Annotated in this window: 13 protein-coding genes; 3 read left to right on the top strand and 10 right to left on the bottom strand. The window is 50.0% G+C overall.

The genetic code is table 11. From position 1 onward, the window contains the following. Positions 1 to 291: 291 nt before the first annotated feature. Positions 292 to 1,326 (bottom strand): lytic polysaccharide monooxygenase, encoded by a 1,035-nt coding sequence (locus tag MKY82_RS04050; RefSeq protein WP_071221932.1) that lies wholly within the window; start codon positions 1,324 to 1,326, stop codon positions 292 to 294. 381 nt (positions 1,327 to 1,707) lie between these two features. Further along, positions 1,708 to 2,007, bottom strand: coding sequence for a hypothetical protein (locus MKY82_RS04045; protein WP_071221933.1), 300 nt, complete (start codon positions 2,005 to 2,007; stop codon positions 1,708 to 1,710). A 205-nt stretch (positions 2,008 to 2,212) separates the two neighbouring features. Here MKY82_RS04045 and MKY82_RS04040 point away from each other — a divergent pair, with 205 nt between their 5' ends. From MKY82_RS04040 to MKY82_RS04030, 3 genes are all read left to right on the top strand, one after another. Beyond that, complete coding sequence (locus tag MKY82_RS04040) at positions 2,213 to 3,628, top strand: NAD-dependent malic enzyme (RefSeq protein ID WP_194540851.1); 1,416 nt, start codon at positions 2,213 to 2,215, stop codon at positions 3,626 to 3,628. Then, positions 3,621 to 4,226, top strand: coding sequence for a class I SAM-dependent methyltransferase (locus tag MKY82_RS04035; RefSeq protein ID WP_339221537.1), 606 nt, complete (start codon positions 3,621 to 3,623; stop codon positions 4,224 to 4,226). Before MKY82_RS04040 ends, MKY82_RS04035 begins: the two co-directional genes overlap by 8 nt. Before the next feature lie 73 nt (positions 4,227 to 4,299). Then, positions 4,300 to 4,815 (top strand): DinB family protein, encoded by a 516-nt coding sequence (locus tag MKY82_RS04030; protein ID WP_339221535.1) that lies wholly within the window; start codon positions 4,300 to 4,302, stop codon positions 4,813 to 4,815. Between the two features lie 162 nt (positions 4,816 to 4,977). Here MKY82_RS04030 and MKY82_RS04025 read toward each other — a convergent pair whose 3' ends face one another. From MKY82_RS04025 to MKY82_RS03990, 8 genes are all read right to left on the bottom strand, one after another. Next, positions 4,978 to 5,934 carry an anti sigma factor C-terminal domain-containing protein gene (locus MKY82_RS04025; RefSeq protein WP_339296633.1) on the bottom strand — a complete coding sequence of 319 codons (957 nt, stop codon included), beginning with the start codon at positions 5,932 to 5,934 and terminating at the stop codon, positions 4,978 to 4,980. A 142-nt stretch (positions 5,935 to 6,076) separates the two neighbouring features. Further along, positions 6,077 to 7,501 (bottom strand): alanine/glycine:cation symporter family protein, encoded by a 1,425-nt coding sequence (locus MKY82_RS04020; protein WP_339221531.1) that lies wholly within the window; start codon positions 7,499 to 7,501, stop codon positions 6,077 to 6,079. 283 nt (positions 7,502 to 7,784) lie between these two features. Further along, positions 7,785 to 8,555: a MerR family transcriptional regulator gene (locus tag MKY82_RS04015; protein ID WP_339295537.1), complete on the bottom strand. Its 771-nt coding sequence runs from the start codon at positions 8,553 to 8,555 to the stop codon at positions 7,785 to 7,787. Between the two features lie 155 nt (positions 8,556 to 8,710). Further along, a complete protein-coding gene (locus tag MKY82_RS04010) occupies positions 8,711 to 9,484 on the bottom strand; it encodes a hypothetical protein (protein WP_339295536.1) in 774 nt (257 codons plus the stop codon). Positions 9,485 to 9,644: 160 nt separating this feature from the next. Further along, entirely contained in the window at positions 9,645 to 10,313 is a 669-nt protein-coding gene (locus tag MKY82_RS04005; protein ID WP_339295535.1) for a hypothetical protein, read from the bottom strand. A 286-nt stretch (positions 10,314 to 10,599) separates the two neighbouring features. After that, positions 10,600 to 11,793, bottom strand: coding sequence for an acyl-CoA dehydrogenase family protein (locus MKY82_RS04000; RefSeq protein ID WP_339295534.1), 1,194 nt, complete (start codon positions 11,791 to 11,793; stop codon positions 10,600 to 10,602). 111 nt (positions 11,794 to 11,904) lie between these two features. After that, positions 11,905 to 12,408 carry a GNAT family N-acetyltransferase gene (locus MKY82_RS03995; RefSeq protein WP_194545043.1) on the bottom strand — a complete coding sequence of 168 codons (504 nt, stop codon included), beginning with the start codon at positions 12,406 to 12,408 and terminating at the stop codon, positions 11,905 to 11,907. A gap of 507 nt (positions 12,409 to 12,915) precedes the next feature. After that, positions 12,916 to 13,695 (bottom strand): alpha/beta hydrolase, encoded by a 780-nt coding sequence (locus MKY82_RS03990; protein WP_220686606.1) that lies wholly within the window; start codon positions 13,693 to 13,695, stop codon positions 12,916 to 12,918. Positions 13,696 to 13,698 lie beyond the last annotated feature (3 nt).

Here is a 13,698-nt window from a genome sequence, read left to right as displayed (position 1 = left end):
GAACATTGTGAAAAATCGGGTTATGATCTTAAATAACGGAACTAGGGTCCGTTAAAGTTGACGAAAGCCATGAAATCATCGAATAAAGACACCGACAGTCAGTGAACCCACAACATTTCGATCGGTAATTTCAAGAGCCACCAGGGACAATACGTAGCCGACGGAAGCTATTTCCTCTACGCTTATTAATGGAAGTAACAAAAGGAAATCTCCCCCCACTCTCTCATTCCCTGCCCGGCTGCTAAAAAAAGACCCGGCAGTCATAAGACGCCGGATCTCTCACCCTATCGATTAAGGAATGACCTTCCAAACTTCGGCAGATCCAGGAGTTTCGCCTTGAGTCCACCATCTTGCTTCATAGTTCACGCCGTTGTGGCTGACTTTGCTGCCACCTAAATAAACGGCTGTTGCGCTCCATGCCGGATAGGTCGCTGCGCTTCCGGATGTTGATACGGTAAGCGGAGCGGATGCGGATGATTTGCTGCCTGTACTGCTGACGGCGACCACAGTATACGTATAGGACGTTCCTTCGGCTAACCCCGTATTGGTATAGGAGGTTGTTGTGGAAGTACCTACAAGGGATCCGTCACGGTAGATTTCGTAACTGGAAGCACCTGTGGAAGCTGCCCATGCCAAGGAAACACTGTTGTTGGTTTGGGCTGGGGAAGTAAGTCCTGTCGGTGCCGGTACGCCTGGGTTCGGCGTTCCACCACCGCCAAAGTCCACATCGATAACGTTATAGAAAGCGTTAGCTGTGTCAGCTACTTCCCATACCGCCAGAATGACATGGTAACCGGACTTTGCAGGAACGTTACAAGTGGATGCATAGTTTGTCGGAGGTTTTACACCGCCGTAGTTAATGGAGCAGAAAGGCGTCAGATCAAACGAAGCTCTGCTCAAAGGAGCATTTTGATTCCAGCCGTCTTTTGTAATGTAGTATTTCCAGCTTGCCGTCGCATGGTTGGCTGTCAAATGCCATTGGAACGTTGTGGTTCCCGGGGAAATGCTTACTTTGCTCCAGCGAGTTGCGGATTGCTCGTCAAGTTTAGGGAACACGCCGCCTGCACTGGCGATTTTGCCATCGGCAGGGCCTGCGTTCGGCCAGCCTTTAGGAGCTTCCAAGCTTTGAGGCTCATACACGACTGCGCCGCAATCGGTATTTTGCCCCTGCTTACACAGAATGGCGCGGCTGCCTGGGGAATCGACATATCCGTGGGCAGAAGCTTTATCAGCAAATAATACCATGAACAAGGTCATCAACAACATCGTGGAACCGGCAATGATCAGATTCTTGAGCCAAGTTTTGTTCGGCAAACTTAAAGTCATACAATTAATCCTCCTTTAATATAAAAGATAATAAATAAAGCGTTTACACAACCTCCGGCTGCTCGGCCCACCTCCCTTTCTTTGATCCAGTAGTCACCCTCTTAATTTGACTGATAACTTGATTAAACTTGGAAATCTTCCACAACCATCGTCCAAGCTTTACCAGTACTATAATTATTTTAAAGCATATGGAAGCCCTATCCCATAACACTAATCAACGATTTGTTACACATTTCAATGAAATTGGATAAATATGTAACCTGAAATGTTATGAAAACACACGGAAATTGCAGAAAAAAATCACAAAAAAAGCATGCCTCCCCTGGGGGAACCATGCTTTCGTTCCATGCTGTTCTTTCCGTTTTGACCGCGCAACAACTCCTATTCCACGCCGTCCTTAAAGTGCTTCTGATAATGCTTATCCCCTTTATGCTCCAAGTCCTCGATCGTAAGCTCCAGGGTATGAATGATCTGCTCCTTGACCTGATTCAACGTGTCAAAATACACGTTCTCCTCCGATCCTACAATGCGTGTGCCGCTGAGTGCCTGAACGGCCTGGTAGATCCGGTGCTGTTCGGCCAAATCGTCAACGGCTTTCAACGTATGCTTCATCTGAAGGAACAGATCCCTATGATGCTGGGTCGTCAAACGTTTTTCAAGTTCCTCGATTCTGGCATTCATGGCGCTCCCTCCTTCACAATAAGCTGCTTTTGATTATATTTCCCTGACATTTTGCATTTCCAAAAAATCCTTCTTATATATATCACGGTTTCTTTATACTGAAACAGGAAATTGACCACTGCTCAGCGAACTATGATAACGTTAACATTTTGCATAGTTACATACACTGAGAATGTCGAAATCGATCAAACATTTGGAGGTAACCATGGAAAACAACGGACTCGGAGGAAAGAGCATTATCCTCAGACTAGAAATGAATACACAAGAAATCAAATTCGGTCAGGTAGCATCCGCCATATTTGAAGCCGGGGGAGACATGGTCGCCATCGACGTCATTCAGGCGAGCGGCCACATTACCGTACGCGATATTACCATTACGGTCACGGACAGCGTCGATATCGGAAAAATTACAGATGCCGTGAAAAATCTGAAAGGCGTCCGGCTCGTCAACGTTTCGGATCGTACCTTCCTGCTGCATCTCGGCGGCAAGATCGAAACCCAGCCTAAAATTCCGATCCAAAACCGCGATGATCTGTCGCGCGTCTATACGCCAGATGTTGCCCGGGTGTGCGCAGCCATTCAGGAAGACCCGAAAAAAGCCTTTACGCTCACGATTAAAAGAAATACGGTGGCCGTCATCTCGGATGGAAGCGCCGTGCTCGGTTTGGGCAATATCGGCCCTTATGCGGCCATGCCGGTGATGGAAGGAAAATCGATGCTCTTCAAACAATTTGCAGGTGTAGACTCCTTCCCGATTTGCCTGGATACCCAGGATACGGAAGAGATCATTTCTTGCATCAAAGCCATGGCACCGGCTTTTGGCGGCATTAACCTGGAGGATATCTCCTCCCCGCGCTGCTTCGAGATCGAACAACGACTGCGGGATGAGCTGGATATTCCCGTGTTCCACGATGACCAGCACGGCACAGCGGTCGTTCTGTATGCGGCACTGATCAATGCCCTGAAAATTGTCGGAAAAACAATCGATAAAGTCAGGATCGTTGTGTGCGGAATCGGCGCTGCGGGCGTGGCATGCAGCAAAATCCTCCTGTCGGCCGGTGTCAAGGACATCATTGGCGTAGACCGCGAGGGTGCGCTGGTTGCTGGAAAAGAGTACAGTAATAGTATGTGGCAATGGTACGCAGAGCATACGAATCCGAATAAAGTTGAAGGTTCCCTGCGCGAAGTGATCCAAGGTGCCGACGTGTTTATCGGCCTATCCGCCGGCGGCCTGCTTCGCCGCGAAGACGTACAAGCCATGGCTAAGGATCCGATCGTTTTCGCAATGGCAAACCCTACGCCGGAGATTAAACCGGAAGAAGTCGAGGATATTGTAGGCGTCATTGCAACCGGACGTTCGGATTATCCGAACCAAATTAACAACGTCCTCTGCTTCCCAGGTATTTTCCGTGCAGCCCTGGATTGCAGAGCAACCACGATCAATGAGGAGATGAAACTGGCTGCAGCCGAAGCCATCGCGTCCGCCGTATCGGATGAGGAACGCAACCCGTCGTATATTATTCCAAGCGTATTTAACCAGAACGTCGTGAAAGCCATTCGCGAGCTTGTCGTGAAAGCGGCGATCAAAACCGGCGTCGCCCGGAGAATCCCGCGTGAATAAGCAATCCCTCATTCGGAAGTTCAATAAGCAGGCAGCGATATATGAAAGGAACACCAGACAGCGCAGGCTCGGTGAATGGAGACAGCGGCTGCTTCACGATGTAGAGGGTAGCGTGCTTGAAGTAGCTGTCGGCGCCGGCGCGAACTTCCCCTTCTATCCTCGTGACAAGGTGAACGTAACGGCTGTCGATTTCAGTCCCGAGATGTTAAGCCGTGCACGGCGGATGGCCTCCGAGATGGGTATCCGGGCCCATTTCCTAGAGCGGGATATCGAGACGCTGGAGCTGCCGGAACGTTCCTATGATTGTGTTGTATCCACCCTGTCGCTATGCGGCTACGAGGATCCGGTCAAAGCTCTGAATAAAATCAATCGCTGGGCCAAACCCGGCGGCCGCGTTTATTTACTGGAGCATGGCATGAGCACGAACCGGTTCCTAGGCGCTATTCAGCATCTGATCAACCCGGCAGCACGGCGGATATCCGGCTGTCATTATAACAGGGACATGATCCAGATTGCGAATGCCTCGGAACTGAACATCCTGAAGACAGAACGCTATTGGAACGGCATCGTTCATCTGATCTGGGCGCAAGCAACCTGATCCATTCATTCATTTTGACCTGTCGGCATAAATTTTAACGAAGCTCTTATTAATTAATCTGGAGGAACTTGTTATGAACACAAGGCCTGATTCTAATGAATATTTGCCCCTCGCCGAAAAATACGTCTCTCTTGTCCCCGAAGGCCATATTGCTGAAGTTTTGCAGCGGCAGCATGATGAAACGTTACGATCGCTTAGCGATCTGACGGAAGAACAAGCGAATGTTCGCTATGCGGCAGGGAAATGGAGTCTAAAACAGGTGGTCGGACATATCGCCGATGTAGAGCGCTTATGGAACTACCGCATTCTCTACATCGCGCGTGGAGATGCCCGTGAATTCTCGGGGTACGACCGGGAGATTTTTGTCCAAAATTCTCCCTTCAGCCATCTTCCGTTACGGGAAGCCCTCAAGGATTATGCTGCCGTCCGGCAGTCTACCATTACGCTGGTTGGAAGTTTGACGGAGGAAGCGCTGCTTCGCCAGGGCACGTTCAACAATTACCCGCTCTCCGCCCGGGCAGCCGCCTATGTCGTTGCCGGTCATGAGCTTCATCACCTGAATATTCTACGGGATAAATATTTAACGTAGTTTATAAGGGGCATCCTTACACGGCATTTGGCCTGAAGGGATGCCCCTTGGCATGCTGCCGATCCACATCGTCTGCCTTCACTTCCTTAAATTTAAAAAGGCCTCAAGCTGAGGCCTTCTTTTCTACCATATTATGTAATGATTCAGCACAGCCTGGCTGTCTTAACTCCAATTCCATACCTCGATGCGGCCCAAACGGAATCCCCAGAATTCCGACTCCTCCTTCAGCTTCTCCAGCTCACGCACAGGTCCCGTAACGGTCGCTCCGTAAACTTGAACCCCATTTTTCTTTAAGTAAGCCAGCCGCAGTTTGTCTTCATCCACACCGTTATATTTGATGTTGTCCGTCATCCATTCAACGTCGGCGATCAGTTGCTGCACATGATCCGTGATCCCGGCATCCAATGAGAAGAAAGTATGCCAGGCAGAAAGAAAATGATTATCGCTAAACTGAACCATGGGTCTTAACGTTAGATGAGGAATCATGTAATCTGCGCCGCTAGAGCTATAAGTACTCAACTTGAAATCCTTCAGTTCGCCTGCAAAAACAGCCATACTGGTTACTTTAACATCATAGTCCGACAAGAGCTTTAAGACCTGCTCCGGCGACTTCAACGTTCGAAGCGAGAAGAATATTTCCGCCACGTTGCCGTCCTCAAGCTTTTCTAACTGATTCATTGCACCATTCTGATGAAGGGAGTCTGTAATCTTCCCACCCTCCAGCAGGGCAGAGTGCAGGTAAAAGGGATTTCTTTCATCCCCGTTCAGATAATGCCCCCGTTCTTCAATGGAATAGGTCAATTCTCCCCATAACCTCTTCTTCGCGTGAAGCTCTCCAACGATTACCTGCCACTCCCCCACATCCCTGTACACTTTCAGCGTTTTCTTCTGGGTGAGGAAGGGCGTCACTTCTACCGAAGACAAGCCGCGCTTATCTACCACAAGTCCACTCTCATGCAATTCAACCGTTGTCATGACAGACCTTAAGAATTTATCGTTCAGGCCGGATTCTTCATGGTAGATGTAGACGATTGCATAATACACGCCATAAATAAGAAACGCAGCTAACAAAGCATTTATAAGCTGCTTCACCCTTATCTGCCAGGTTATCCGATTCATCACTTCCGTATCCATCTCCTCTCTACCTTCTCATGTAGACAACGGTTTAATCGCGCTAATGTTACGGTAAAATAAGAAAAATCGCTACAGCAGCTGAAGACACGCAGCTACCGTAACGATTCTATATGACGAATATTCTATATTATTTCACTTCAGTGAATGGGGCGTTCTGTCCGTCCCAGCACTCCACATCATCAAGCCCTTTGATGCTATCCTTGGTGAAGACAGGATTCAGGCCTGCCCGCTTCTGCTTCATGTAATCTTGAAGCGCGGCAAAGGCCGTTCGGGATAGCAGCGTAATAGCCACAAGATTCACAATCACCATCAATCCCATGAACAGGTCGGCCAAATCCCACACCAGCTTCACGCTGGTCACGGAGCCGAAGATAACCATGGCCAGCACAGAAGCTCGATAAACCCATATCCATGCCCGATTCGACTTCAAAAACTCGATATTGGTTTCCCCGTAATAATAATTGCCGATCAGCGTGCTGAACGCAAACAGGAAGACCATAACGGCCAGGAAGTCGGACGCCCATGCCCCCATCTCCATGCCCAGCGCGGCCTGCGTCAGGGCGATTCCATCAAGTCCGGTCTGCTGATAGGCACCGGTAAACAGAATGATGAAGGCGGTGCTTGTACATATGACCAGCGTATCGATCAATACGCCCAGCGCCTGCACCAGCCCTTGCTTGGCTGGATGGCTTGTCGTTGCGGTAGCCGCTGCGTTAGGCGCGCTCCCCATGCCGGCTTCGTTGGAGAACAGCCCTCTTTTGATCCCGTTCATGAGAGCGGCACCGATCGACCCGCCAACAACCTGCTCATAGCCGAACGCGCTTTTGACGATAAGAGTTAAAACTTCCGGCAGCTTGGTGATGTTCGCCAATACGATAAACAGCGCGGCACCGACATACAGGACAGCCAATACCACAACGATCAGCTCCGACATTTTGGCAATCCGCTTCACGCCGCCAAAGATAATAACCGCGAAGATAACCGCCATAATAATGCCGATGGTTAATCGGTCAGTTCCGAATGAATTCTCGAAGGCAATCGTAATCGTATTGGATTGGACCGCATTAAAGACAAGACCGAAGGACAAGGTGATCAGGATCGCAAACAACACGCCCATCCACCGTTTCTTTAATCCTTGCTGCATGTAATAAGCGGGACCGCCGCGATAACCACCCGCCCCATCTTTTACTTTATAGATCTGGGCCAGCGTACTCTCGATAAAACTGGATGCCGAACCGATAAGCGCAATAATCCACATCCAGAATACGGCCCCGGGTCCTCCAAGCGAGATGGCCAGAGCCACCCCGGTTATATTCCCTGTCCCGACACGGGCTGCCATACTGATGGCAAATGCCTGAAAGGGCGAAATGCTTCCCTTCGCTTTGCTCTTGGGTTCGCGGATGACCCGGAACATCTCGCCGATCAGGCGAAATTGCAGAAACTTGGTCCCCACCGTGAAATACAGGCCAACGGCAATCAGCAATACGATGAGCAGCTTAGACCATAAAAAATCATTAAAGATATTGACTACATTCTGTACAATTTGATCCATATTCTACCCTCGCTATAGAAGTCATCACCCATGGTGTAGGTTTTGTGTAAAATAGTCCACGTTTCATCTAACCATTACTTCCCCATCCAATACAAGAGGTTAATTGTGGAAAATGCCGCACCTAACCTGGGCGGTTTCGTCATTTCTTATTCGCGGCGATTCTTTGTTGATCTCAAGGCGGGGATTTTCGGACATTCATATTAAAAAGGACCCTCTCCTCTGCGTGTTAAAGCGCAGGGAAAGGGTCCTGTCATCATGTCAGGCTGCCTACCTACCAGCCTGTCTATGATGAAGAGTTCATGCCCGTATAGACCAGAATCGCATCGCGGAGGAATACCGCCGTTCCAGGCTGCTTCTCATCGTAATGAGCGGTAAAGCGCTCATCGTCAACATACATCTGGGCGAGACCTGCGTGGGCCTCTTTGCTGTAATCGTTCCAATAATAAGTGAGCCAGCGCTTGTGAAGATCGGCCGCCTTCTGGGCCAGCTCACTGGCAGGATCGCCTTGCTTAAACGCTTCGGCCAGCGTCTCGTACAGCTCATCAGCCAGGCGCGTTATTTCCTCATGCTGTTCTTGCGTCATATTTTTCAGCTGGGCATTGGATTTATTTACAATCTCATCGCCATACTTCTCGCGAATTTCCTTACCGTATTTCTTCTCATTATCATCAATCAGCTTCTGCTTGAATCCTTCAAATTTCTCTTGGTCACTCATGGTTATTCTCCCTTCGGCGGAGGCGATCGTGTTCTCCACATTGGTAATCAGCAAATCCAATTGCCTTCTTTTGTCTAGGAGCTGCGCATGGTGTTCTTGGAGCGCCTTGGTCCGGTTGAAGGATGGTGAGGTCATAATCTCTTTGATATCGTCCAATTGAAGCCCGAGCTCCCGGTAAAACAAGATCTGCTGCAATTGATTGACCTCCTCCTGCCCATAAATCCGATATCCCGACGAGTTGATTCTGGCCGGCTTCAGAATACCGATCTCATCGTAATAACGGAGCGTCCGGGTACTTATTCCTGCCAACCTTCCAAGCTTCTGCACCGTGTATTCCATGGTTTCTCACCTCCTGACAACATCAATGTACACCTTTACGTAACGTTAAGGTCAACACGCTGTGCAAAAAAATTTTAAATTTCTAAATAAAAAAGAAACTGAATGTATTCTCAACAGAATATCATCCAGTCTCCCCTACGATCCACTTCAGTATGTTACTCCGCGTCCGCTTCCGTGTCTGCCGCAGGATCTGCTGCCTCATGAGCGTTCGTATACTTCTCGTTCACCCACTGCTTCAACGGCTCGGTCATTTGATCCTTCAGCTTCTGAATCAATTGATCCTCCGTAATCCCCTTCGCGGCCGCGATCTCGGCCAGCGACTGCCCATCCTTCATTTCTGCCTTCAATTCGTCCTCAGATAATCCAAGCAGAGCTGCAAGTTCCTCCGGATTACCGAATTTGCCGAAGCCTCGGCTGCCTTTACCATGGCCTTTTCCAAAACCGGCTTCGCTGCTCTCCACGATTTGAGTAAGACGGTCGCTCAGCCCCTCTTTCCACTCGGCTGCTTCGGTTTCCGTAATGCTGCCTTCACTCAGGCGTTCATCAATCTTGGCGGTTTCCAGAACGGTCAGCTTCTGCACAAACACGGATTGGGTCATTCCTTTGCCTTCGGCAATTTCAACAAATGTGCTGCCTGCTTCAAGCGCTGTGCGAATCTCTGCCTCCGTGAGCCCAAGAACTTCGGCCGTCTCTTTGACGATGTTTGCGCCGCGAGGACCGCCACCCTTACGTTCCATCCACTTTCCATCTCGGTTCTTGCCTGCATCGGCAGCTGATGAGCCTGTCCCCGTCTGTCCATCCTCGGATACCGAGGCGGAAGCGTCTGTACTCGTCGCGGCAAAAGCCTTGCTCTGAAGATACCCGGCTCCCCCTAGCACAATCGCTGCTGCCATACTGCTTACTAATACTTTTTTACTAATCGGATTCATCGTCATCTCTCCTTAGGTTCATGGTTTGTCTTACAATTTGAAGTATAGAGAGGGAATCTGAAAGTAAACTTAGGGCAACGTTATGCCAGGCTTAGGCTCAGCTGAAGGTTTGCTGAATGTGACGGTATGCCAACGGGCCTCAGCACATCATAAAAAGCAACTAGCGAAAAGACAACGTACGGTAGGAGGCCAGCTTGCGAACCGTCAGCCACAAGGATAAGAGGAGAAGCAGCTCAAATACGTTCGTGGCTACCGAACTTTCGATCGGAATCGAAATGGCGCTCCCGGCAGCCATCAGCACCGTACCGATAAACAACAGCGGCGTCTTTCTCCTCCGCCATACGATAACGCCTGCCATCAGCAGAGGGATCAGGATCAGGATGACCATGAGCGGCGGCCCCCCGGATTCGGTCGGAACATAACGAAGCGCTCCGTATTCCATGGAAGGCTGGAGCTTAAGCGGCAGCGTCTCCGTCAACACCTCCAGCACAATAAGCGCTGCGGTCAATATCCAGGCTCCCCAAGCGGCAGCCCGCTTGTTGGCCCAAGGGCTTCCTGCCTTGCGGATCAGATCGAACGACACGAGCACAAGCAGCGGCGTTGCCAACGCATGCACCCAGAAACGCGTAACGTTCAGCCCCTCCAGCAGATCCCCCTCCCCGATGTATTTCCCGATGCCGATCACGCAATTATCCCAGACCAGTCCGGCCGTCACGATCAGCAGCAAATACCGAAGACCCGGCGAAGAATCACGCTTCAACACCACGCACCCATACAGAAGCAGCGCAGCATATACAACGGCCAAGCCCAAATACAGTACAGAATCCATGGTCCATATCTCCTTTCATCTTAACGCCTGACGATCGGATCTTGATTGACCCTGTTGCAGCACGTACTGATAGGTTTTATACCCGTTAGCCCGCCATCCTAACCCAAGTGTATGTATATGAAGCAGGGGAGACTAACGATGTGGAGATTTTTAATGGAGTCACGAAGAAGATCCTCTATCCAGCGCAAAAAACCGCCGGAGACATCCCTCTCCAGCGGTTTCTATCCATAGATCCTTCACGAATTCATATGCAATCCATGCTTCCCATTCAATCGGATCAAGCGTCTTACTTCCCCTTCTCCTCAACTTCCGAAATAGCCCGGTTGGCCAGATTCGTCAGCACGACATCGTCCATGGGCGGATTATGAAGACCCGCCCGGACATCCCTGTACATTCGTTCCAACGGAAGCTGCCGGGAGAGACTCAATCCTCCAACGATCCGCATCGCATGATCGACAATCCGGAGCGCTGCATTGGTCACAACATATTTGGCAAGACCCAGCTCAGGCTTAAGCGCAGTGCGGTTCTCCACTTCCTTGTCCCAGCGGTCGGCGGTTTGATATAAATAACTGCGGGCCGTAAGCAGGTCCACTTCGATTTCGGCGATATGTCTTTGGATATTCGGCAATTCGGCAATGGGGACCGTCAAGGAGTTCGGTTTATGATGACGGGCAAAATCGATGGCAAAATTGCGCGCGGCATAAGCAATCCCCATATAACATGCCGGTATGTGAAGCAGAATGCCTTCCGTCGGCACGGGAAATTCAGGCTTCTCATAATCGAGTCCCCGAATCACTTCCGCCTCCGGCACGAAGACGTCCTCCAAAATCATGTCATGGCTTCCCGTAGCGCGCATGCCCATCGTATTCCAGGTTTCCTCGACCTTGACCCCGGGTCCACTTCGAACGAGGAATGCACCAACCTTCTCGCTATGCTCGATACCGGCCGTAACCACAAACTGCTTCAAGATCGGGCTTAATGTGCTGAAGGTTTTGCGTCCGGTAATGCGCCAGCCGCCCGAAACTCGCCGTGCCGTGGTCTCCGGCCTCCCACCCCGGCTGGGACTTCCTGTCGCAGGTTCGCTTGCCAGTTCATTAATGAGCACGCCTTCAGCTACAACGTCCTTGCACAGCCTCTCAAATAAAGGTTCCGGCCAAGCCTTGGATAGGCGCAGCTGGAGTATTTGCCCGATATGCCAACCAACCGCCAGCGCCGTAGAGCCGTCGCCTCTGGCGAGTCGTTCCTGGGCAAGCACCATTTCGTATACGGAGGCTTCGTCTCCTCCATAGGATGCCGGGACGGTCAGCTTCAGATAACCCGACTCCTTCAGATCATCAAAATTTTCGAACGGAAACGAACCCTCCAAATCGTGCCGTGGAGCTCTTTCCGCGAATTTCGCCCCAAGCTTATCGGACCGAGCTGCGATCATGGCTTCGCGTTCATTACGTATGAATGGATCTGTGGAACCGGATCGATTCAAGTTCGTCCCCTCCTTGCTAACCCTTGTATTCCGATGGATATATACTTAAAATTGTAGCAACCCTATTTTGGGGTGTCAATGAAGGAGGGCGCCGATCGCCGATCCCCCCCTTTAGTTCGGATATATCCAGTGTATGATTTCCGAATCCTCGTGACTCTTCTGGAATCCCAGTTTAAGCAAAACATGCTGAGAAGCCGCATTTCCGGGTTCGCATCTAGCGATGATGGATTTGACGTCCCGCTGCCCCGAAGCCCAATCCAATAGTTTCTGCGCCGCTTCATGACAGTAACCTTGTCGCTGATGGCTTGGATTGGTCGCAAAGCCGATTTCGATTCTGCCCTCCGGATCAGGATCTCCCAAGAATCCGATGCCGCCGACAATATCGCGCGTGGCCTTGTCTACCATAATCCATGAATCAAACCCCCGCGTACCCTTATTCTTGACCAACAACTCCCGGAAAAAAGGCAATGCCTCATAAAAGTCGGTGCCCGGCCATTCGCCGTTACTGTGGTATCCTAAATCCTCGAATGCCTTCGGATCCCGGCGCGATGCCGCGTCAATCAAATCCAAATCCAATGTTTTAAGCAGCAAACGTTTTGTTTCCAGTTCCATGATGTGTTCACCTGTCCTTCTTAACATTTATTTTTATTAGAAAACATAAACAGGCGGAAAATGAACTTGAGTCATTCTCCGCCTTTATATGAAGTCTATATGCTAATTGCATCCATAAGAAAAACATCAATCAACGCACTTCATAGATGACAGACCGCGTTTAGATGAAGTTTTCTTGCGATTATCGAATGGTTCAGCTTAGCTGAAAACTTACAAATTCAATAATCTAATAAAAAATCCGCGCTGCAGAAGCAACGCGGATTCAAGACGCAAATAGGATAGCCTACCCAAGGCTTCCTTGATCTCCGCAGTTCTTAACTCCTCCATATCCGGCTGAAGAATGCACCTTGAACTAAACCTAGCCAATGGCGGCTATGTCAGGCGTTCCTCAGAACCTATAGGTTCAAACAAAGTTAAGAACAATAAATCTCTCCTTAAAGTAGGTTTTACATATTGTACCTATTACCAGATGAGCGCGTCAAGCTGTAAAGCCCCCTTCTGGTCATAAGACTACATCGCGTTCTCCTTCAGAAATGAAGTGATGGATTCATTCACTTCATCCGGATTATCCATATTCGTTGCATGGTGAGCGTTCCGGATGATTCTTAATCGCGAATTCGCCATTCTCTCCTGCATGTACGCCTGCTGCCTTCGGATCATCGTGTCGCTCTCTCCTTGAAGAAGCAAGGTCGGACAATGGATCTTATGCAGATCCTGCGTGCTGTCCATTCGGGTCACTGCATCCCATATCCGAACCCAGTTGGAATGCGGGATGGAGCAAAAGGCTTTCTCTATATAAGCTTGGTTACTCTTGTTGTACTTGGACAGCATTTTCGCTTGCCATTTTCCCGATAAGGACATCGGCATCAAGTAACTTGACCAGCGATTCAGCGGCACGAACATTCGCTCATACCAATTGAACGCATTCGTGAACGGCGTGCCGATCAGTACCAGGGCTGCAACCTTCTCAGGATAGCGAACGGCCGTCTGCAGCGAAATATGCCCGCCCAGGGACAGCCCGCAAAGAATCGCTTTTTCAATGCCCAGTCCGCTTAGCAGATCCGCCAAATCCCTGCTGAAATCCTCCGAATCCACCTTTCCGTCCGGCAAGGAAGAGGAACCATGCCCCCGGATATCCCATACCAAGGTCTGATACTGACGTGAGAAATAATCGACTTGCGGCCGCCATTGTTCATGATTCCATGAGGCACCATGCGTAAAAACAAGCGGCTTTCCTTCTCCCTTTACTTCATAGTACAGATCGACTTCCCTTCCTTTGAAAATCGGCATATA

The sequence above is a fragment of the Paenibacillus sp. FSL W7-1279 genome (genome assembly GCF_037969845.1).
Lineage (GTDB): Bacteria > Bacillota > Bacilli > Paenibacillales > Paenibacillaceae > Paenibacillus_AQ.
The sequence above is the reverse complement of the archived record's forward strand: the minus strand, read 5'-3'. Positions and strand labels throughout refer to the sequence as shown.

What these genes read in the sequence shown, in the direction of transcription:
- MKY82_RS04030 (WP_339221535.1), top strand. Translation starts at nt 4,300, where the DNA reads ATGAACACAAGGCCTGATTCTAATGAATATTTGCCCCTCGCCGAAAAA.
- MKY82_RS03990 (WP_220686606.1), bottom strand. Translation starts at nt 13,695, where the DNA reads ATGCCGATTTTCAAAGGAAGGGAAGTCGATCTGTACTATGAAGTAAAG.
- MKY82_RS04025 (WP_339296633.1), bottom strand. Translation starts at nt 5,934, where the DNA reads ATGAATCGGATAACCTGGCAGATAAGGGTGAAGCAGCTTATAAATGCT.
- MKY82_RS04050 (WP_071221932.1), bottom strand. Translation starts at nt 1,326, where the DNA reads ATGACTTTAAGTTTGCCGAACAAAACTTGGCTCAAGAATCTGATCATT.
- MKY82_RS04045 (WP_071221933.1), bottom strand. Translation starts at nt 2,007, where the DNA reads ATGAATGCCAGAATCGAGGAACTTGAAAAACGTTTGACGACCCAGCAT.
- MKY82_RS04010 (WP_339295536.1), bottom strand. Translation starts at nt 9,484, where the DNA reads ATGAATCCGATTAGTAAAAAAGTATTAGTAAGCAGTATGGCAGCAGCG.
- MKY82_RS04040 (WP_194540851.1), top strand. Translation starts at nt 2,213, where the DNA reads ATGGAAAACAACGGACTCGGAGGAAAGAGCATTATCCTCAGACTAGAA.
- MKY82_RS04005 (WP_339295535.1), bottom strand. Translation starts at nt 10,313, where the DNA reads ATGGATTCTGTACTGTATTTGGGCTTGGCCGTTGTATATGCTGCGCTG.
- MKY82_RS04020 (WP_339221531.1), bottom strand. Translation starts at nt 7,501, where the DNA reads ATGGATCAAATTGTACAGAATGTAGTCAATATCTTTAATGATTTTTTA.
- MKY82_RS04015 (WP_339295537.1), bottom strand. Translation starts at nt 8,555, where the DNA reads ATGGAATACACGGTGCAGAAGCTTGGAAGGTTGGCAGGAATAAGTACC.